17 protein-coding genes are annotated in these 19,552 nt (G+C 60.5%); 7 read left to right on the top strand and 10 right to left on the bottom strand.

Annotated elements, in window-relative coordinates; all coding sequences use genetic code 11:
- Positions 1–95 precede the first annotated feature (95 nt).
- The 4 genes from ABDX87_RS11880 to ABDX87_RS11865 form a co-directional block, all read right to left on the bottom strand.
- The gene (locus ABDX87_RS11880) at positions 96–1,085 is read right to left on the bottom strand and encodes a FecR family protein (protein WP_346833005.1); all 990 of its coding nucleotides are present in this window, start codon (positions 1,083–1,085) and stop codon (positions 96–98) included.
- Positions 1,082–1,600 carry an RNA polymerase sigma factor gene (locus ABDX87_RS11875; protein WP_346833004.1) on the bottom strand — a complete coding sequence of 173 codons (519 nt, stop codon included), beginning with the start codon at positions 1,598–1,600 and terminating at the stop codon, positions 1,082–1,084. Before ABDX87_RS11875 ends, ABDX87_RS11880 begins: the two co-directional genes overlap by 4 nt.
- Positions 1,601–1,933: 333 nt before the next feature.
- A complete protein-coding gene (locus ABDX87_RS11870) occupies positions 1,934–2,650 on the bottom strand; it encodes a 3'-5' exonuclease (RefSeq protein WP_346833003.1) in 717 nt (238 codons plus the stop codon).
- Positions 2,651–2,660: 10 nt separating this feature from the next.
- A complete protein-coding gene (locus ABDX87_RS11865; protein ID WP_346833002.1) occupies positions 2,661–4,595 on the bottom strand; it encodes a putative nucleotidyltransferase substrate binding domain-containing protein in 1,935 nt (644 codons plus the stop codon).
- 237 nt (positions 4,596–4,832) lie between these two features.
- On the opposite strand from ABDX87_RS11865, the gene ABDX87_RS11860 reads away from it, so the two are divergent.
- Positions 4,833–5,279 (top strand): response regulator, encoded by a 447-nt coding sequence (locus ABDX87_RS11860; RefSeq protein WP_346833001.1) that lies wholly within the window; start codon positions 4,833–4,835, stop codon positions 5,277–5,279.
- A gap of 201 nt (positions 5,280–5,480) precedes the next feature.
- On the opposite strand, the gene ABDX87_RS11855 is transcribed toward ABDX87_RS11860, so the two are convergent.
- The gene (locus ABDX87_RS11855; RefSeq protein WP_346833000.1) at positions 5,481–7,658 is read right to left on the bottom strand and encodes a malate synthase G; all 2,178 of its coding nucleotides are present in this window, start codon (positions 7,656–7,658) and stop codon (positions 5,481–5,483) included.
- Between the two features lie 481 nt (positions 7,659–8,139).
- Between ABDX87_RS11855 and ABDX87_RS11850 the strand changes: the two genes are divergently transcribed.
- Positions 8,140–8,658 (top strand): glycine cleavage system protein R, encoded by a 519-nt coding sequence (locus tag ABDX87_RS11850; protein WP_346832999.1) that lies wholly within the window; start codon positions 8,140–8,142, stop codon positions 8,656–8,658.
- Positions 8,659–8,752: 94 nt separating this feature from the next.
- Here ABDX87_RS11850 and rarD read toward each other — a convergent pair whose 3' ends face one another.
- The 5 genes from rarD to ABDX87_RS11825 all read right to left on the bottom strand — a co-directional run bounded on the left by rarD (position 8,753) and on the right by ABDX87_RS11825 (position 14,646).
- Complete coding sequence (gene rarD / locus ABDX87_RS11845; protein ID WP_346832998.1) at positions 8,753–9,646, bottom strand: EamA family transporter RarD; 894 nt, start codon at positions 9,644–9,646, stop codon at positions 8,753–8,755.
- Between the two features lie 141 nt (positions 9,647–9,787).
- Positions 9,788–10,762: a serine/threonine protein kinase gene (locus ABDX87_RS11840; RefSeq protein WP_346832997.1), complete on the bottom strand. Its 975-nt coding sequence runs from the start codon at positions 10,760–10,762 to the stop codon at positions 9,788–9,790.
- A gap of 255 nt (positions 10,763–11,017) precedes the next feature.
- Complete coding sequence (locus ABDX87_RS11835; protein ID WP_346832996.1) at positions 11,018–12,946, bottom strand: PhoX family protein; 1,929 nt, start codon at positions 12,944–12,946, stop codon at positions 11,018–11,020.
- 104 nt (positions 12,947–13,050) lie between these two features.
- The gene (locus ABDX87_RS11830) at positions 13,051–13,815 is read right to left on the bottom strand and encodes a TOBE domain-containing protein (protein WP_346832995.1); all 765 of its coding nucleotides are present in this window, start codon (positions 13,813–13,815) and stop codon (positions 13,051–13,053) included.
- 96 nt (positions 13,816–13,911) lie between these two features.
- Positions 13,912–14,646, bottom strand: a complete 735-nt coding sequence (locus ABDX87_RS11825; RefSeq protein ID WP_346832994.1) for a ComF family protein — start codon at positions 14,644–14,646, stop codon at positions 13,912–13,914.
- Positions 14,647–14,754: 108 nt separating this feature from the next.
- On the opposite strand from ABDX87_RS11825, the gene bioB reads away from it, so the two are divergent.
- The 5 genes from bioB to bioD all read left to right on the top strand — a co-directional run bounded on the left by bioB (position 14,755) and on the right by bioD (position 19,474).
- On the top strand, positions 14,755–15,810 hold the full coding sequence (gene bioB, locus ABDX87_RS11820) for a biotin synthase BioB (protein ID WP_062385290.1): 1,056 nt from the start codon (positions 14,755–14,757) through the stop codon (positions 15,808–15,810).
- A 138-nt stretch (positions 15,811–15,948) separates the two neighbouring features.
- Entirely contained in the window at positions 15,949–17,139 is a 1,191-nt protein-coding gene (gene bioF, locus ABDX87_RS11815; protein WP_346832993.1) for an 8-amino-7-oxononanoate synthase, read from the top strand.
- A complete protein-coding gene (locus ABDX87_RS11810; RefSeq protein ID WP_346832992.1) occupies positions 17,132–17,863 on the top strand; it encodes an alpha/beta fold hydrolase in 732 nt (243 codons plus the stop codon). The genes bioF and ABDX87_RS11810 overlap by 8 nt, the downstream gene beginning before the upstream one ends.
- The gene (gene bioC / locus ABDX87_RS11805) at positions 17,856–18,704 is read left to right on the top strand and encodes a malonyl-ACP O-methyltransferase BioC (RefSeq protein WP_346832991.1); all 849 of its coding nucleotides are present in this window, start codon (positions 17,856–17,858) and stop codon (positions 18,702–18,704) included. Before ABDX87_RS11810 ends, bioC begins: the two co-directional genes overlap by 8 nt.
- 89 nt (positions 18,705–18,793) lie before the next feature.
- Positions 18,794–19,474, top strand: coding sequence for a dethiobiotin synthase (gene bioD, locus ABDX87_RS11800; protein ID WP_074752523.1), 681 nt, complete (start codon positions 18,794–18,796; stop codon positions 19,472–19,474).
- Positions 19,475–19,552 lie beyond the last annotated feature (78 nt).

The following is a 19,552-nucleotide window of genomic DNA, read 5'->3' as shown; positions in this document are numbered from 1 at the left end:
ATTCGCGATGAGGTATTTCAGACGATGAATATCTATCGACCGTCCCGCCGTCTCGCGAATGAATTCGCTCCCACTTTTTTTCACCGGTGGGAGGGCTACAACTTGCTGCTCGGCCTGGCTGTGCTTGCCACCACCGTCACCCACCAATGCGTGCGCTGCTCGATTTCAACCGGCAAGGTCGGCATCAACGCCTTCAAGGCCAGATCGGTGTCTTTGAGGGGGAAGCTGCCGGTGATGCGCAAATCCGCCACTTCCGGCGCCACGCCGAGGTGGCCCTGACGATACCGGGCCAGTTCTGCGATCACGTCCTTGAGCGGTGCGTTGTCCACCACCAGCATGCCGCGCATCCACGCGTCCGTCCCTGGTGCGAGCGCGAGCATCGGGCCAAGGCTGTGGCGCTGAATCAGCATTTGCTGGCCTTCGCGCAGAATCATTTCCGTGTCGGCGGCTTGTGGATGAGCTGCGACGGCGGACTGCAGGACACTTAGCAACGTGCCATCGTCCGCGCGCTTGACCAAAAACTTCGTCCCCAGCGCACGCATGCTGCCTTCGTCGGTTTCGACGATGAACGGCCTTGGGTCGTCGTGGCTGCCGGTTTCCACAAAAATTTCGCCGTCTTGAAGAATCACCCGACGCTGCTTCGCATCGAATCGTACGTCTACCGCGCTGTGGGTATTGAGGCGAATCAGGGTGTTGTCCGACAGTCGAATCGTGCGTTGCTCGCCGGTTGCCGTGCGTAGATCCGCCAGCCAATAACTGACCGGCAGATAACGCTCGCCGAGAAACAGGGTCAGCCCCAGTGCGATGGCGATACCCGCAACCCCTCGGCCGAGCTTGCGGATCTTGCGGCCAACCCCTTCCCGCGAACGCAGCAGCGCGGAGCGAGCCGGGCCGGTGGTGCCGACAAAGCGCTGGTCGAGCATGCCGAGTTGCATCCAGGCGCGGGCGTGTTCTTCACTCGCGGCGTACCACTTGGCGAACTCTTCGCGCTCCGCCTCGCTGCCCTGACCGCAATCCAGGCATAACTGCCAGGCGATGGCGGCATCGAGTACCTGCGACGAGACGGGGCGGGTGGTGATGCTCATGTCGGTTCGCCGTACAGGGCGACATAGCACTGGCGCATGCCCTGAGCCAGATACTGACGTATACGCGGGACGGAAACGCCGAGTGTGTCGGCGATTTCGGCATGAGCCATGCCATCCAGACGGCTGTACAAAAACGCCGCGCGCGCCTTGCTCGACAACTTGCCGAGCAGGCGGTCGATGGCTTTAAGGTCTTCGAGGATCAGTTGCTGTTCTTCGAGAGAAGGCTGTTCGGCTTCCGGGATCAGCATCAGTTCGCTGAGGTAAGCCTGTTCCAGTGCCGCTCGACGGAAGTGGTCGAACAGCAAACCTTTGGCCACTTGAACCAGAAACGCCCGAGGTTCACGAGGTTCGGTCAATTGCTCGCGGCCAAGAAGGCGTATGAAGGTGTCCTGACTCAGGTCTTCGGCGCGGTGCGGGCAGGCGACATTGCGTTTCAGCCAGGCCAGCAACCAGCTGCGATGGTCGCGATAGAGCGTTCCGACAAGCTGATGTTGGGGACTGTGGAAAGACGACACGTACACACCGAAGAGAACAAAGTAACTAACGAGAATTATTCGCGATTCTGTCAGAGCCAATGAATGCTGGCAATTGGTCGTTGCGACTGAGCGGCTGAACGGTTTGCGCGAGGTAAATAAAGACTGCATCTGGAGTGCGTTGCCGTGGGAGCGTCATCCACGGGGCATCGGTACCACGCAGGACCTGTAGGAGCAGTCGGAGGTTACGACGGCCGCGAACGCGGTGTGACAGTCACCGTTGATGGCGCTGATCCTCCACATTCGTCGTAATGCCGCCCAGACCAGGCTCGCTCCCACCGGGTTCGTGAAACAGACACATGGGGGGGCATCCGCTCAAAACGAATGGGACTGCTGCCTGCGCCACTTCGCCAGGCATTGGTCCAGCTGCGCCGGGCTGTCCATTGCTTGCTTTCGCGCATGGCTGAACAGGATCAGTGCGAGTTCCGCGGTCACCAGTGCATCGGCGCTGGCGTGATGGCGTTCTTCAGCGTGCAGCCCAAAGAAGGCAGTCCAGTCATCCAGGCCTGCCTGACGCAGACAGGCTTGCGGGCACAGCATCGGTGCGATCTCGGCCACGTCCAGAAACGGGTGTTGCAGGCGATACCCCAGGCTTTCCTTTAATGCACGTCCAATCATGTGTTGATCGAACGGCGCATGAAACGCCAGCAACGGGCTGTCGCCGACGAATTCCATGAAGTCGAGCAGCGCCTCGACCGGCTCACTGCCCGCTGCAATCGCACTCGGTCCCAGCCCGTGAATCAAGACGCTGGGGCTAAGTTTGTGGTCGTGACGCAGCAGCGTGCGCTCGAAGGGCTGACCCAGATCGATCGCGCCGTCTTCGATGACCACCGCGCCAATGGACAGCACCTCGTCGCGGCTCATGTTCAGGCCGCTGGTCTCAAGGTCGAGCACCACCCAGCGTTGCTGACGCAGCGGGTTTTCATTCAGGGGCGCAGGACGTGGCAGCGCGCTGAGACGCTGCAATTGCTCGGGTGTCAGGTCTGGCGCCTTCGCGCGCTTGGGTGGTTTTAGCCACTGAAACAGGTTCATGGTCTGTCGCTTAAAGTTGATAACGCACGTTCAGGCTGGTTTGCAGGCGCTGCGCCTGACGGAAGGACTCTCGCAAAATCCGCCGATCCAGGTGATTGAGCACGTCCGGGTCGATGCGGTTGGAATAGGGCAGGTTCTGTCGGCTCTGTTGTTGGTGCTGTTGCATCCGGGTTTGCTGGATGAAGTGATAGGCCTCTTCATAGGCCGCGCCGTCCAGTGGGTCGATGACTTCTTTGGCCACCAGCTGACGCAAGCGTTCAAGGGTGTTGTTGGCGGCCACGCCGTTGGCCAGCGCGAGGAGCCGCGCGCCGTCGACGAAGGGTGTGAGGCCTTGAGTCTTGAGGTCCAGCGTGTCTTTTTCACTGCCTTTGCGCGCCACCACGAAGTCCTTGAAGCGCCCAACGGGCGGGCGCTGGCGCAAGGCGTTGTCAGCCATCATGCGCTGAAACAGCTGATTTTCCGCCACCTGCGCCAGGATGCTCTGGCGCAGTTGCTCGCCACCGCTTTCATCACCCCAGACCACACGCAAGTCGAAGTAAATGCTGGAGGACAGCAGATTTTCCGGCGTCGCCTCACGAATGAACGAACCGAACCGCCGCGCCCATTCAACCCGCGACAAACACAGTTCGGGGTTACTGGCCATGATCCCGCCCTTGCACAGCGCAAAGCCGCACAACGCCAGACCCTGATTGATACGCTCGGCGATCGGCAGCAGGCGGCCGCGAATGGCGGCGGCTTCGGCGGCGTCTTTGGCTTCGAACAGAATGCCGTTGTCCTGGTCGGTGTAAAGCGTCTGCTCACGCCGGCCTTCACTGCCAAAGCACAGCCAACTGAAGGGAATGCCGGGGTCGCCTTTTTCCTCCAGTGTGAGCTCGATGACGCGACAGACCATGTGATCGTTGAGCAACGTGATGATCTGGGTGATCTGCGTCGAGGACGCGCCATGGGCCAGCATACGATCGACCAATTGCACGATGTCGCCGCGCAGATTGCTCAGCGAATCGATGCGCGGCGCGCTGCGGATGGTTCGGGCCAGGTGCACCAGGTCCACCCGTTGCAGGGAAAACAGGTCGCGCTCCGACACCACGCCACACAGGCGTTGATCTTTCACCAGACAGACATGGGCGATGTGCCGCTGGGTCATGGCGATGGCGGCATCGAAGGCACTGGCGTCGGGGCTTAGATAGAAGGGCGCCTGAATCATGCTGAGCTTGATCGGCTGGCCAAAGTCAGCGTTCACATCCGCGACCACCTGACGCAAGTCGCGCAAGGTGAAAATGCCCAACGGCGCCTTGGCATCGTCGACGATCACGATGCTGCCGACCTGCTGCTCGTCCATCAGCTTCACGGCTTCACGCAGCGGCGTGTCGGGCGAACAGGTCACGGGATGACGCATCGCCAATTCGCCCAGACGGGTGTTCAGCGAATACTGCGTGCCGAGTGTTTCCACGGCCTTCTGCTTTACTTGTTGATTCACCTGTTCGAGCAGGCTGCTGACGCCGCGCAGGGCGAAATCGCGGAAGGTACTGGAGAGGGCGAACAGCTTGATGAATGCCTGCTTGTTCAATTGCAGGCAGAACGTGTCCTCGGCGGCCAGATGCTCGGTTCGCGTGGCGCGTTCGCCCAGAAGCGCCGCGAGCGGGAAACATTCGCCCGTGGTGATTTCAAACGTGGTTTCAGTGCCGCCTTTCGCCGAATGTGGGCGTTCACCGACCACACGACCCTGTTTCACAATATAAAAGTGCTCTACTGGCCCATCGCCAGGCTTGATGATGCTCTCATCCGTAGCGTAGAAACGCAGCTGGCACTGTTCCACCAGGTACGCGAGATGCGCATTCTCCATCTGGTTGAATGGCGGAAATTTTTGCAGGAATTGCATGGTGCCGTGGACGTTCTGCAACACGGCTGTTTTGCCTGCCTGGGTGAAAGCGTCGGCTTTGCTCATGACGGGGTACCACTTGTTTTTATGGCTCCATGGTCGACCGCTTATCAGGCAGTGCCCATTGGACGTAAGTCTTAGGCGATTGAAAAGGCGTTGGAGGGCATTGGTCCGTGGTGTAAAACCACGTCGATGTGCACCGCGCGGAGGCTGTTATGGCCTGGCAGGAAGCCGACAAAGCGTGCAGCGTATTCGGTCTGTTTGCGCTGTCAGAATGGGAGTCGACAGGAAGATGAGACGGGTATGTTCGATCACGACATTTTGAGTGATGAAGAGCGTGAAGCCCTCAATGAGGTGATGCTCGCGCCTCCATCGCAATCGCCACAACGGGTGTTGATCGTCGATGACGACAAGGATGCCAGGGAAATTCTTTCCGAGATCCTCAGCCTCAACGACATCAGCTGCATTACGGCTGCGGGCGGCACCAGTGCCATGCATCTGCTCCAGACGCGACCGTCCATTGCGCTGCTGATCACCGATCTGCGCATGGCGCCGTGCGACGGGCTGGACTTGATTCGCAAGGTCCGCGATTCGGATCGGGCCGCGCTGCCGATCATCATCGTCTCCGGTGACGCCCACGTGCGTGATGCCATTGATGCCATGCATCTGAGCGTGGTGGATTTTCTGCTCAAGCCGATCAACACCAAGCAGCTGTTGCGGTTGGTGAAGCGGGAATTGGGGATGAGCTGACAGCATCCTGATTTCTTGTAGGAGCAATCGGAGGTTACGACGGTCGCGATGCGGTGTGCCAGGTAGACCGCATCGCGACCCTCGTAACCTCGGATTGCTCCTACAGTGATTGCGCCGTGTCAGTTGTTTCCGAGCTTGTGGGAAGAATAAAAAAAGGCGGTGCGTCCTGCGACACACCGCCTTTTTGTTCAACGGCGCTCTTTACAGCCCGTTCTTGGCCTTGAACTCCCGACGACGGCGATGCAGCACCGGCTCGGTGTAACCGTTCGGCTGTTTAGTGCCTTCGATGACCAGTTCGACCGCCGCCTGGAAGGCGATGTTGTTGTCGAAATCCGGTGCGAGAGGGCGATACAGCGCATCGTTGGCGTTCTGGCGATCCACGACCGGCGCCATGCGCTTGAGGCTTTCCATCACCTGCTGCTCGTTGACCACACCATGACGCAACCAGTTGGCGATGTGCTGGCTGGAGATACGCAGCGTTGCACGGTCTTCCATCAGGCCGACGTCATTGATGTCCGGCACTTTCGAGCAACCGACGCCCTGATCGATCCAGCGCACCACGTAACCGAGGATGCCCTGCGAGTTGTTGTCCAGTTCGTTCTGGATTTCCTCAGGCGTCCAGTTGGCGTTCGGCGCCAGCGGAATGGTCAGGATGTCATCGACCGAGGCCGGTGCGCGTTGAGCCAGTTCGGCCTGGCGGGCGAACACGTCGACCTTGTGGTAATGCAGCGCGTGCAGGGCAGCCGCCGTCGGCGACGGAACCCATGCGGTGTTGGCGCCGGCCAGCGGATGAGCGATCTTTTGTTCCAGCATCGCGGCCATCAGGTCCGGCATCGCCCACATGCCTTTACCGATCTGCGCACGGCCTTGCAGGCCACACTTCAAACCGATGTCGACGTTTGAGTTTTCATAGGCACCGATCCACTTCTCGCCCTTCATCTGCGCCTTGCGCACCACCGGGCCGGCTTCCATGGAGGTGTGGATTTCGTCACCGGTGCGGTCCAGGAAGCCGGTGTTGATGAACACCACGCGCTCGCTGGCGGCTTTGATACAGGCCTTGAGGTTCACCGTGGTGCGGCGTTCCTCGTCCATGATCCCTACTTTCAGCGTGTTGCGTGGCAGGCTGAGGACGTCCTCAATGCGCCCGAACAGCTCGCTGGTAAACGCCACTTCTTCCGGGCCGTGCATCTTCGGTTTGACGATGTACACCGAGCCTGTACGGCTGTTGGCGCGCGACGTATTGCCTTTGAGGTTATGGATCGCTGCCAGGCTGGTCAGCAGACCGTCGAGGATGCCTTCCGGCACTTCGTTGCCCTGGTTGTCGAGAATCGCGTCGATGGTCATCAAGTGACCGACATTACGTACGAACAGCAGCGAGCGGCCGTGCAGCGTCACCGCTTCACCGGTTGGCGAGGTGTAAACGCGGTCGGCGTTCATGGTGCGGGTGAAACGCGTGCCGCCCTTGGAGACTTCTTCGGACAGATCGCCCTTCATCAGGCCCAGCCAGTTGCGGTAGACCACGACCTTGTCGTCGGCATCGACGGCTGCGATCGAGTCTTCGCAGTCCATGATGGTGGTCAACGCCGCTTCCATCAGCACGTCTTTGACGCCGGCCGCATCGGTCTGACCGACCGGGCTGGTGGCGTCGATCTGGATTTCGAAGTGCAGGCCGTTGTGCTTGAGCAGGATCGAGGTCGGTGCCGAAGCGTCGCCCTGGAAACCGATCAGCTGTGCGTCGTCACGCAGCCCGGTGTTGCTGCCGCCCTTGAGGCTGACGATCAGAACGCCGTCGACCAGTTTGTAACCGGTGGAATCGACATGGGAGCCGGCCGCCAGTGGCGCCGCTTCATCGAGGAAAGCGCGCGCGAATGCGATGACTTTGTCGCCGCGAACCTTGTTGTAGCCTTTGCCTTTTTCGGCGCCGCCTTCTTCGCTGATCGCGTCAGTGCCATACAGCGCGTCGTACAACGAGCCCCAGCGGGCGTTCGAGGCGTTGAGGGCGAAACGGGCGTTCATGACCGGCACCACCAGTTGCGGGCCGGCCATGCGGGCAATTTCTTCGTCGACGTTTTGCGTCGTGGCCTGGAAGTCCGCCGCTTCTGGCAGCAGATAGCCGATTTCCTGCAGGAAAGTCTTGTAGGCGGCAGCGTCGTGAGCCTTGCCGGCATTGGACTGGTGCCAGGCATCGATGCGCGCCTGGAAGTCGTCACGTTTGGCGAGTAGGGCTTTGTTCTTCGGCGCGAGCTCGTGGATCAGCTTGTCGGCGCCGGCCCAGAACGCGGCGGCTTCGATGCCGGTTCCAGGAAGGGCTTCGTTGTTCACGAAATCCAGAAGGACTTTGGCGACCTGAAGGCCACCGACTTGAACGTGTTCAGTCATTGCTTGCCTCACTCTGCTCAGCTATCTGCGCTTCAATCTCGAGCGCTCTCTTGTTAAAGCCATCGACATCAAACGCTCACCCTTGCCAGATCATGCCATTGCTGGCGGCTGGGCCGGGGCCGGAAGACCTGAAGGAAAGGCGTTGTGCGCTTTGCGGAACAGGTTTCAACGAGCGGCGATGCTGGGTCAGGCATCGTTCCAACGTTTATGTAGTGAACGCGGCGGAATACTACATGATGCATCGCGGTGTGAAAATCAGACTAAATATGTCACCGAGCGACTGGATTTTCACCTTTGGTCACGTCGGGGTTACGGATGTTCTCAAAAAACCTGTGAATTGTTCCAGAGAATTATGGAAATGGTACACAGATTGTTTCGCATGGAAGCAGTCGGGCGCTCCACGAGCCCTTGCCTATACTTGCCCGACAGCCGCGCAGGCCGCGCAAACGGCTTGCGGACACGCAAAGAAGAGGAATCGACCGTGGATCATCTTATCGTCACCGTATTTGCCCCCGACAAGCCGGGGCAGGTCGAACAGATCGCATCGTGTATTGCAAATCACGGTGGTAATTGGCTGGAAAGCCGTATGACTCACATGGCCGGGCAGTTCGCCGGGATCCTGCGCATCGGCGTACCAACCGAGGCGCACACCAGATTGCGCGAAGCGTTGCAGGGGTTATCCGCTCACGGTATCCGGGTGCAGTTCGCCGACATCGGCATCGAAACGCCCCCCACCTGGAAGCCGATCAACATGGAGCTGGTGGGGGCAGATCGTCCGGGCATTGTGCGGGACGTCACGCGGTTGCTGACCGAGCAGGGGGTGAATGTCCAGCAACTGGTGACCAACGTCGAACCGGCACCCATGAGCAGCGAACTGCTGTTCCGGGCAAATGCCTTGCTGGGACTGCCGCAGACCTTGTCGCTGGACGTCTTGCAGAAACGCCTTGAGACGCTAGCGGACGATCTGATGGTGGAGTTGAAACTGAAGACGGACGAGTAATGTGATGCCAGGGCCATCCAGTCTGTGTGAGTGAGTTAACGCTCACGCAGTCTGGATGGCCCGCGAGGGTTGAAAGCCTCTGTTTATTGATCGGTCAACGTTGCGCGCGACGTTTCATCGCCAGCCAGCCGTCGACGGTGTAGATAATCAGACCCGCCCAGATGAACAGGAACGTCACCAGCGTCGCCGAAGGCATGTGTTCGCCGAACATCAACACGGCCAGCGACAGCACCAGCGTCGGTGCGATGTACTGCAAAAAGCCCAGCGTTGCGTAGGGGAGATGCCGGGCAGCGGCGTTGAAACACACCAGCGGGATGAGGGTTACCGGCCCGGCCATGGCCAGCCAGATCGCTTCGGACGTGGTCCAGAATGCGGGTTGCGCGCTGTGGGCCATTGGATTGAAGAGCAACCAGCCCACGGCCAGCGGCACGAGAATCCAGGTTTCCACCACCAAGCCCGGCAATGCCGCGACCGGCGCTTGCTTGCGAATCAATCCGTAGAAACCGAAGCTGAACGCCAGCGCGAGGGAGATCCACGGCAGGCTGCCGACTTGCCATACCTGTTGCGCCACGCCGACCAACGCCAACAGCACCGCGACCCATTGCAACGGGCGCAGCCGTTCGCGCAGCAACACCAGGCCCAGCATGACGTTGATCAGCGGGTTGATGAAGTAACCCAGGCTTGCCTCGACCATGTGGTTGTTGTTCACCGCCCAGACGTAGATCAGCCAGTTAACGGCGATCAGTGTCCCGCTTCCCGCCAGAATTGCCAGGCGCTTGGGGTTGTCTCGCAGCTCACGCCACCAGCCAGGATGCTTCCACACCAGCAGCAGCAAAGAACCGGAGATCGCCGACCAGATCGCGCGATTGACGATGATTTCGAGCGCCGGCACTGAGGCCAGCAGCTTGAAGTAGATCGGAAACAGTCCCCAGATGATGTAGGCACTCAGGCCCAGAATGTACCCGCGACGCGGGTTGGCAGCTTGCATGGGTGGTCCTTCGGCAAGTTTTTCTTATGTGGTCTGGCAGATACCTGTAGGCGTGAGCTTGCTCGCGAAAACGATTTAGCAATCGCATCCATTTGTCCGCTACTTCCAATTGCGAGCAAGCTCACGCCTACGACGGTCAGGTCAAAACAGCTTCAGCGGTTCCTCGTTCAAGGCAGCGAGTTGCTCACGCAAGGCCAATACCTGATCGCCCCAATAGCGCTCGGTGCCAAACCAGGAAAAGCTGTGCGGGAACGCCGGGTCATCCCAGCGGCGTGCGAGCCAGGCGCTGTAATGCAGCAGGCGCAGAGCGCGCAGCGGTTCGATCAGTGCGAGCTCGCGGGGGTCGAAGTCGTTGAATTCGTTGTAGCCGTCCATCAACTCCGACAACTGACTTAGGCAATCCTGGCGATCACCGGCCAGCATCATCCAGATGTCCTGAACCGCCGGGCCCATGCGGCAGTCGTCGAGGTCGACAATGTGGAAGATCTCATCGCGGGTCATCATGTTGCCGGGGTGGCAATCACCGTGCATGCGGATGTTCTGGTGAGGCGTCGCGGCGTAGGCATCTTCAACGCGCTTGAGCAGATCTTTGGCCACCGACGAGTAGGCCGGGAGCAGGCTGCGGGGAATCACATCGTTGTCCAGCAGGTAATTCAGCGAGTCGTGGCCGAAGTTTTTGACGCCCAGGGCTTCTCGGTGCTCGAAAGGGCGAGTGGCGCCGACGGCGTGGATGCGGCCCAGCAACTGACCCAGACGATAAAGCTGATCCAGATTGCCCGGCTCCGGCGCCCGGCCGCCGCGACGCGGGAACAGCGTGAAACGAAAGCCTGCGTGTTCGAACAGGGTCTGACCGTTATGAACCAGAGGCGCGACCACCGGGATTTCGACGTCGGCCAGTTCTGCGGTGAAGCTGTGTTCTTCGAGAATGGCTTCGTTGGTCCAGCGGTTGGGCCGGTAGAACTTGGCGATCAGCGGCTGGCTTTCATCGATGCCGACCTGATAGACGCGATTTTCGTAGCTGTTGAGCGCGAGAATGCGGGCGTCGCTGACGAAACCGATGCTTTCGACGGCATCGAGCACCAGGTCAGGCGTGAGTGTTGCAAACGGGTGGGCCATGCTTACTCCTGCGCGCGGCAGGCTGCCGCGTCGGGCCCGTCATGGTAACTCAGGCGTGGGGCAGCGGACACACCGCGTTACCCCCACCGGCTTTTACGCCCGACGAGAATGTGGGCACGACGCTGATCCACTGTGGGCGATTCATTCGCGATGCGGGCGTCCAGTTGACACATCTTTATCGCCTGAAGCATTTTCCGCGAATAAATTCGCTCCCACAGTGAGTTATCCACACGCTTTAAGATCGGCCCGTTCAACTCACGCGCCAATCACTCCGCCATCCTCTCGCGTGATCACCATCACCGAAGACCTTGGCTTTCCATTGGGCAGATGCTCGGGAAAGGTCGAGCCGCCGTTTTCGCCGGGATGCTGAATGCCGACGAAGAGCGCCTTCTGGTCCGGCGCAAAGCTGATGCCCGTGACTTCGCAGCCCACCGGTCCGACCATGAACCGGCGAATCTCGCCGCTTTGCGGATCGGCGCACAGCATCTGGTTGTTGCCCATGCCGGCGAAGTCACCCGCGTTGGTCGAGTCGCCATCGGTCAGAATCCACAACCGCCCGGCCTTGTCGAAGCCCAGGCCATCGGGGCTGTTGAACATGTTTTGCGGGGTGATGTTGCTTGAGCCGCCTTGCGGCGTTCCGGCATGCACGCCGGGATTGCCGGCGACCACGAACAGATCCCACGCGAACGCCATGGACGCTGCATCGGACCCCGTTTCCTGCCAGCGCAGAATCTGCCCGTACTGGTTTTTCGCCCGTGGGTTCGGGCCACCGACCGGCTGGCCTTCCTCGCCCCGTTTGACGTTATTGGTCAGCGTGCAATAGACCTGACCATCCTTGGGACTGACCACGATCCACTCCGGCCGGTCCATGCGCGTGGCTTTGACAACGCTGGCGGCGAGGCGCGCATGAATCAGCACTTCGGCCTGATTGGCAAAGCCGCTCGAGGCGTCGATGCCGTTCTTGCCGTGGGTCAGTTCGATCCACTTGCCCTGGCCTTTGGGGTGGTCGGCATTGCTGTCGCCGTTGTTGAACTGCGCCACGTACAGCGTGCCGTGATCGAGCAGGTCACGGTTGGCTTTCGGGTTCTTGTGATCGACCTTGTCGCGGCTGATGAATTTGTAGATGAATTCGCCACGCTCGTCGTCGCCCATGTAGACCACCACACGGCCGTCCTTTGTTTCGGTCAGGGCTGCGTTTTCATGCTTGAAGCGGCCCAGCGCGGTGCGTTTGACCGGTGTGGATTTTGGATCGAATGGGTCGATTTCAACGACCCACCCATGACGGTTGAGCTCGTTAGGGTTCTTCGCCAGGTCGAAGCGCGGATCATGCGGGTGCCAGTTCACTTCCTTACTCGCCGCCACCACACCATAACGCTTGGCGGCAGGGTCGAATGCCTGCGCAGGATCACTGCTGCCAAAGCAGTCGGTGAAGTTCTCCTCGCAGGTCAGATAAGTGCCCCAGGGCGTCTTGCCATTGGCGCAATTCTGAAACGTACCGAGCACGTTTCTTCCGGTCTTGTCGGCGGACGTTTTGAGCCATTCATGCCCGGCAGCCGGGCCGCTCAGGTGAATGGGCGTATTGCCGTGAATGCGCCGGTTGTACTTCGAGCCCTGAACGAAGGTCCACTGTCCGCCCTCGCGCTTCACTTCAATCACCGATACGCCTTCGCTGGCTTGCGCCTTGTGTACGTCTTCGGCCGACTGGGGTTCTTTGCCGTGGTCGAACAGGTAGCGATAGTTGGTGTATTCGTTGTTGATCGCCATCAAGGCGCGCTTGGCAGTGTCGGGATTGTCGCCGGGGAACGTGAACAGACTCATGCCGTCGTTGTTGTCGCCGAACTGCAACTCCTGCGCTTTCGCCGTGCCTTTGCCACTCGCATCGAACGCCGGGCCATTGGCGTGCAATGGCTGGCCCCAGCTGATGAGTACCGACGATCTGTAGCCTGGTGGCAGGCTGATGCTGTCGGCGGTGGCAGAAGGAATGCTGTCAAAGCCAAGCAGGGAGTTGTTGCCTGCGCTGACGCTGGCGGCCATTACGCTGCGGCTAAGCAGATTGCCGCCCAGAAACATCGCGGCGCCGCACAGGGCGCCTGCGCTGATAAAGCCGCGGCGAGTGAGCCCGGCGCTGTTCTCACGCACCAGCGTTTCGAGGTCGGTGGACTGGTTGTCTTCTAATAGTTTCATCACGGGCTTCCTGCGGTTTTGGCAAAACCTTATGCAGCCCGTATGACGCTATTGTGTCTGCCCGATGACGGCACTTACCTCGTAACACTTCATGAAGAGAGGGTTCAAAGCGGTGTGCCGATCAGGACGTAGGAGGGCGCGAACTGCACGTTCACATCGCTGCCCACCTTGAGTTTCAAGGCCTTGAGTTGATCCGCCTCAGCCAGGGCACACAAGGTCTGACTGCTGGGAAGGCCGATTCTGACCTCGCTGGGGCCGTCTTCGGCCTCGAGAATTTCCTCGATTTTACCGGTGAGGCAATTGTGTCCAGTTGTTACTGCCTGGTCAGGCCTCAGCAATTCCAGCCAGCTGGCTTTGATCAACGCGAACACATCGGTGCCTGCTTCGAGCTCAAGTCGCAGCGTGCTGTCGTGGGTGATTTGCGCATCGATCGTCAGACCGCCTGCCAGCGCCAGGCCGATCATGTCGTTGCGCCCGAATGGCGTGATGCTCGCAACCTGACCGTGCAACTGATTGCGCGCGCTGGTGCGCAGCATCAAGCGGCTCAGCAGCGCCAGATCGCTGGTCTCTTCCGGGGTTTCGAGCAATTGGGCCTGTAGCGCTTGCAGCCGCTGATACAGGCGCAGCACCCTGACACCTTCTTCCGAAAGCTTCGCGCCGCCCCCGCCACGCCCGCCAACGCTGCGTTCAACCAATGGCTTTTGCGCCAGGTTGTTCAACTCGTCGATGGCATCCCACGCCGCTTTGTAACTCAGGCCGGCGCTTTTGGCTGCTCGCGTGATCGAGCCTTGCTCGGCAATGTGTTGCAGCAGAGCAATACGGTGCGGGCGGCGCACCATGTGTTGGGTGAGGGAAGTGGGTAGCGACATGATGGGCTGGTTTTTTGGGGAGATGAGGGCGGAGTGTAAGCCAAAACCTCAAGCGTAAGCGTTGAACAGGCATCGCAGACGACCTGGCTATCAGGCTCAATCCCCCGGCTTCGGCGTCCTCGCCAGGCAATACACATCGACCTGCCTGGCACCGGCCTTGATCATCAATCGCGCAAGGGTATCGGCGGTTGAGCCCGTGGTCAGTACGTCGTCAATCAAGGCGATATGTTTTCCGGCCACGCGAACTGGATCGATCACCGCAAACGCTTCACGCAGATTGCGCTTTCTCGCCTTCGCATCCAGGCCCTGTTGGGCAGGTGTTTCCTTGACGCGTCTGACGGTTCTTTCATCTATAGGCAGTTGCAATGCACGGCTTAACCATTGCGCAAGCATTGCCGCCTGGTTGTAACCGCGCTGGCGCATTCTTTTGCTGGCGAGCGGGACGGGGATCAGAACATCCGGCCGTGGATGGCCTTCGTCATAGCGGTATTGCAAGGTCCGGCCGAGCAGTTCGGCAAGCAGGCGGCCCAACGGCCATTTGCCCTGATGCTTGAAGCGTGTGACCAGCGCGTCGATGGGGAAGTCGTAAAGCCACGGGACGACGACTTCGTTGAACGCCGGCGATTGGCGTGTGCACTGCGCGCAGGTCAGCCCGGACATTGGCATGGGCAGGGCGCAGCGCTCGCACTGGTCAATCAGCCAGGGCAGCTCGCGCTCGCAGGCCATGCAGACTGACGTGTCAGCATCCGTCTGCTCATCGCATAACAGACAGCTTTGTACGTTTTTTAACCATATGTAAACCTGGTGTCCGTTGTGTGGTTGACAGCGCATGCCTCTTCCTTAAATATGCCGAACATCCGTGTTGTGCTTGTGGACTTTCAGGTTGGCCAATGTGCTGAACCGCCCGGGTACTCGCCAAAAAACATCAAGGAGCCGCCCATGAGCGCCAGCATCAATGCCACTTTGCGTCACGACTGGAATCTAGCCGAGGTCCGGGCGTTGTTCACACAACCCTTCAATGACCTGCTGTTTCAAGCGCAAACCGTGCACCGCGCTCATTTCGACGCCAACCGCGTTCAGGTTTCCACGCTGCTGTCGATCAAGACCGGCGCCTGCCCTGAAGACTGCAAGTACTGCCCGCAGTCCGGTCACTACAACACCGGTCTGGAAAAAGAGAAGCTGATGCAGGTCCAGCAGGTGCTGGAAGAAGCGGCGCGTGCCAAAGCCATCGGTTCCACGCGTTTCTGCATGGGCGCGGCGTGGAAGCACCCATCGGCCAAAGACATGCCGTACGTGCTCGAAATGGTTAAAGGCGTGAAGGCCATGGGCCTGGAAACCTGCATGACCCTGGGCAAGCTGGATCAGGATCAAACCAAGGCGTTGGCGGATGCGGGTCTGGATTATTACAACCACAACCTCGACACCTCGCCGGACTTCTACACCAGCATCATCACCACCCGCACCTACAGCGAGCGTCTGCAGACGCTGGCCTATGTGCGCGATGCGGGCATGAAGATCTGCTCAGGCGGCATTCTGGGCATGGGCGAGTCGCTGGATGACCGCGCCAACCTGCTGATTCAGCTGGCCAACCTGCCGGAGCATCCGGAATCCGTGCCGATCAACATGCTGGTGAAAGTGGCGGGCACGCCGCTGGCCAACGCTGAAGATGTGGACCCGTTCGATTTCATTCGCATGCTGGCCGTCGCCCGTATTTTGATGCCGAAATCCCACGTGCGCCTGTCCGCTGGCCGCGAAGCCATGAACGATCAGATGCAGGCCCTGGCGTTCTTTGCCGGCGCGAACTCGATCTTCTACGGCGACAAACTGCTGACCACGGCCAACCCGCAGGCCGACAAAGACATGCTGCTGTTCTCACGTCTGGGCATCCAGCCAGAAGCCCGTGAAGAACACTCGGACGAAGTGCATCAAGCCGCTATCGAGCAGGCACTGATCGAGCAGAAGAGCAGCGAGATGTTTTACGACGCGGCGGTGTGACAGCACGCGGACCCCTTGTAGGAGCGCCCTTGCCCGCGATGGCGGCGTGTCAGTCGACAGAGATGGCGCAGACCGGTCTTTATCGCGGGCAAGCGCGCTCCTACAGGTCCTCATTTTTGGTTTAAACACGAGGCCTGCATGTCTTTCGATCTGAGCGCACGTCTCGCTGCTCGTCGTGCCGAACACCTTTATCGCCAGCGCCCCTTGCTGCAAAGCCCGCAAGGGCCTGAAGTCGTGGTCGATGGCCAGCCGCTGCTGGCGTTCTGCAACAACGACTACATGGGGCTGGCCAATCACCCCGATGTGATTGGGGCCTGGAAAGCGGGTGCCGAGCGCTGGGGTGTCGGTGGCGGTGCCTCGCACCTGGTCATCGGCCACAGCACGCCGCACCACGAACTTGAAGAAGCACTGGCTGACCTGACCGGTCGTCCTCGTGCCTTGCTGTTTTCCAACGGATACATGGCGAACCTCGGTGCCGTCACAGCATTGGTGGGGCAGGGCGACACGGTGCTGGAAGACCGCCTCAATCACGCCTCCTTGCTCGATGCCGGCCTGCTCAGTGGTGCCCGTTTCTCCCGTTATCTGCATAACGACCCCGACAGCCTGAACAGTCGGCTTGAAAAAGCCGTGGGCGACACGCTGGTGGTGACCGACGGTGTGTTCAGCATGGACGGCGACATCGCCGATCTGCCCGCGCTGGCAAAGGTCGCCAAGGCGAAAAACGCCTGGCTGATGGTCGACGACGCCCACGGCTTCGGGCCTTTGGGCGCAATCGGTGCGGGCATCGTCGAGCATTTCGGGATGACCATGGAGGACGTGCCTGTACTGATCGGCACCCTCGGCAAATCCTTCGGTACGGCAGGCGCCTTCGTCGCAGGAAGCGAGGAGCTGATCGAAACCCTGATCCAGTTCGCCCGCCCGTATATCTACACCACCAGTCAGCCGCCGGGGTTGGCGTGCGCCACGCTGAAAAGCCTTGAACTGCTGCGCACCGAGCACTGGCGTCGCGAGCATCTCAAGGCCTTGATCAAGCAGTTCCGCGACGGCGCCGAAGCGATCGGCCTTGAGCTGATGGACAGCTTCACACCGATTCAGCCCATCCTCATCGGCGACAGCGACCGGGCGCTGCGTTTGTCGCAGATGCTGCGTGAACGCGGGTTGATGGTCACGGCGATTCGTCCGCCGACCGTTCCCGCAGGCAGCGCGCGTTTACGCGTGACGTTGTCAGCGGCGCACAGCGAGGCTCAGGTGCGGCTATTGTTGGAAGCACTGGAGCAGTGTTATCCGCTGCTGGGGACGAGTGAGCCGGTGGAGGCACACCATGCGTAATCGGTTGATCCTGCTGCCGGGTTGGGGCCTGGGCGTGTCGCCGCTGGAGCCCTTGGCGGCAGCGTTACGTGGGCTGGACGAGCACCTTCACGTCGAGATCGAGCCGTTGCCCGATCTGGACAACGATCACCTCGATGACTGGCTCGACGAGCTGGACTCCACCTTGCCGGACAACGCCTGGTTGGGCGGGTGGTCGCTCGGCGGCATGCTCGCTGCTGAGCTGGCGGCGCGGCGTGGTGAGCGCTGTTGTGGATTGGCGACATTCGCCAGCAACGTATGTTTCGTCGCCCGCAGCCAATGGCCGAATGCGATGCCGCAGACGGACTTCGCTGCGTTCATCGCGGGCTGCAGAGCCGACGCAGACGCCACCCTCAAGCGTTTCAGCCTGCTTTGCGTACAAGGTGCTGAAGAGCCGCGTGCGTTGTCCCGGCAGCTCAAGGCGGGCGCGCCCCATGGCATCGGCAACGGCCTGATCGAAGGCCTCAAACTGCTCGAAAAAATGGACACCCGCGCCGCGCTGCAAGCGTATCGCGGCCCGCAATTGCACCTGTTTGGCGGTCTCGATGCGTTAGTGCCGGCAGAAGCCTCGGCCGACCTGCTCACGCTCCTGCCCGACATCGAAGTCGGCGTGATCGAACAAGCGAGTCACGCGTTCATCCTGGAAAATCCCCACGGCGTGGCCGCAGCGGTCCAGGCGTTCCTACATGAGTCTGGTGATGACTGATCTTTCCCACTGTGCGGTGCTCAAAGCCGTGAAACAGCAACAGACGACGACCCAGTGCCATTTGCCCGACAAGCGTCAGGTGGCGGCGTCCTTCTCTAAAGCGGCGGCCAGCTACGACAGCGTCGCGGATCTGCAACGCGCGGTCGGCAGCGAGCTGATGTCGCGCCTGCCGGACATCACCCCTGCGCGCTGGCTCGATCTGGGCAGCGGCACCGGCTATTTCAGCCGTGTATTGGCGAAGAACTTTCCGGACAGCGACGGTATCGCGCTGGACATCGCCGAAGGCATGCTGCGCCACGCGCGGCCTCTGGGTGGCGCGCAGCATTACGTCGCAGGCGATGCCGAAAACCTGCCGTTGCGTGATGCCAGCGTCGAGCTGATGTTTTCCAGTCTGGCCGTGCAGTGGTGCTCGGATTTCGCGGCGGTGCTGAGCGAGGCGCGTCGCGTGTTGCAGCCGGGCGGCATCTTCGGGTTCGCCAGCCTGTGTGTCGGCACGTTGTACGAACTGCGGGACAGCTGGCAGGCAGTGGACGGCATGGTCCACGTCAATCGTTTCCGTGAGTTCGACGACTACCAACGCCTGTGCGCCGCCAGCGGTTTGCAGATTCGCAGCCTGAACGTGTTGCCCCATGTGCTTCATTACCCGGATGTCCGCAGCCTGACCCACGAGTTGAAGGCATTGGGTGCGCACAATATCAATCCGGGGCGTCCGGGAGGTTTGACTGGCCGCGCGCGGATTCAGGCGTTGATTGAGGCGTATGAAGGGTTCCGACAGGAGAAAGGCCTGCCGGCGACCTACCAAGTGGTCTACGCGGTGTTGGAAAAGCCAGCAGCTGTTTAAAAAATGACCGGTTTAGCGAGCGCCGTTCGTGTGAGCGCTTATAGTGAGTAGGCAATAGTTTGAAAATATCTGAACGGATGGTCGCCAAGATGAGTGCTGCGTATTTCATCGCGGGAACCGACACCGACGTTGGCAAGACCACCATTGCCACGGGACTGCTGTATGCGGCGCGACAATCCGGATTGAGCACGGCGGCGGGCAAACCCGTTGCGTCTGGCTGCGACGTCAAGCCCAAGGGCTTGCGTAATCCTGATGCCGTGGCGTTGCGCGCCGAGTGTTCGGTCGAGCTGACATACAACGAGGTCAACCCGGTTGCGTTTGAACCGCCCATCGCCCCGCACCTGGCGGCTCGTGAGGCGGGCGTGGCGCTGACCGTGCAATCCCTGCTCGGGCCCATGCGACACATCCTTGAGAAAAAGGCCGACTTCACGCTGATCGAGGGCGCCGGTGGTTGGCGCGTGCCGCTGGCGGACCAGGCCAATCTGTCTGACTTGGCGATTGCACTCGACCTGCCGGTCATTCTGGTGGTGGGCGTGCGTCTGGGCTGCATCAGCCATGCGTTGCTGTCTGCCGAGGCGATTGCCAACGACGGCCTGCAACTGGCGGGCTGGGTCGCGAACATCATCGATCCCAAGACGTCCCGCCTCGAAGAGAACCTTGCGACCCTGGCCGAGCGTCTGCCCGCACCATGCCTGGGGCGCGTGCCTCACATGAAGAAAGCCACGCCGGAAATGGTCGCCGAGCATTTGCATCTGGAGCTGCTGGATTAGCGTGCTTCGGAATCAGGGCTTTTGATTCTGCCCGGTTTGATCGTTCCCACGCTCCGCGTGGTAATGCAGCGCCTGACG

Source organism: Pseudomonas abietaniphila, from assembly GCF_039697315.1.
In the GTDB taxonomy this organism is placed as follows: Bacteria; Pseudomonadota; Gammaproteobacteria; order Pseudomonadales; family Pseudomonadaceae; genus Aquipseudomonas; species Aquipseudomonas abietaniphila_B.
The sequence above is the reverse complement of the archived record's forward strand: the minus strand, read 5'-3'. Positions and strand labels throughout refer to the sequence as shown.

What these genes read in the sequence shown, in the direction of transcription:
- ABDX87_RS11880 (WP_346833005.1), bottom strand. Translation starts at nt 1,085, where the DNA reads ATGAGCATCACCACCCGCCCCGTCTCGTCGCAGGTACTCGATGCCGCC.
- ABDX87_RS11870 (WP_346833003.1), bottom strand. Translation starts at nt 2,650, where the DNA reads ATGAACCTGTTTCAGTGGCTAAAACCACCCAAGCGCGCGAAGGCGCCA.
- ABDX87_RS11865 (WP_346833002.1), bottom strand. Translation starts at nt 4,595, where the DNA reads ATGAGCAAAGCCGACGCTTTCACCCAGGCAGGCAAAACAGCCGTGTTG.
- ABDX87_RS11860 (WP_346833001.1), top strand. Translation starts at nt 4,833, where the DNA reads ATGTTCGATCACGACATTTTGAGTGATGAAGAGCGTGAAGCCCTCAAT.
- ABDX87_RS11855 (WP_346833000.1), bottom strand. Translation starts at nt 7,658, where the DNA reads ATGACTGAACACGTTCAAGTCGGTGGCCTTCAGGTCGCCAAAGTCCTT.
- rarD (WP_346832998.1), bottom strand. Translation starts at nt 9,646, where the DNA reads ATGCAAGCTGCCAACCCGCGTCGCGGGTACATTCTGGGCCTGAGTGCC.
- ABDX87_RS11840 (WP_346832997.1), bottom strand. Translation starts at nt 10,762, where the DNA reads ATGGCCCACCCGTTTGCAACACTCACGCCTGACCTGGTGCTCGATGCC.
- ABDX87_RS11835 (WP_346832996.1), bottom strand. Translation starts at nt 12,946, where the DNA reads ATGAAACTATTAGAAGACAACCAGTCCACCGACCTCGAAACGCTGGTG.
- ABDX87_RS11830 (WP_346832995.1), bottom strand. Translation starts at nt 13,815, where the DNA reads ATGTCGCTACCCACTTCCCTCACCCAACACATGGTGCGCCGCCCGCAC.
- ABDX87_RS11825 (WP_346832994.1), bottom strand. Translation starts at nt 14,646, where the DNA reads ATGCGCTGTCAACCACACAACGGACACCAGGTTTACATATGGTTAAAA.
- bioB (WP_062385290.1), top strand. Translation starts at nt 14,755, where the DNA reads ATGAGCGCCAGCATCAATGCCACTTTGCGTCACGACTGGAATCTAGCC.
- bioF (WP_346832993.1), top strand. Translation starts at nt 15,949, where the DNA reads ATGTCTTTCGATCTGAGCGCACGTCTCGCTGCTCGTCGTGCCGAACAC.
- ABDX87_RS11810 (WP_346832992.1), top strand. Translation starts at nt 17,132, where the DNA reads ATGCGTAATCGGTTGATCCTGCTGCCGGGTTGGGGCCTGGGCGTGTCG.
- bioC (WP_346832991.1), top strand. Translation starts at nt 17,856, where the DNA reads ATGACTGATCTTTCCCACTGTGCGGTGCTCAAAGCCGTGAAACAGCAA.
- bioD (WP_074752523.1), top strand. Translation starts at nt 18,794, where the DNA reads ATGAGTGCTGCGTATTTCATCGCGGGAACCGACACCGACGTTGGCAAG.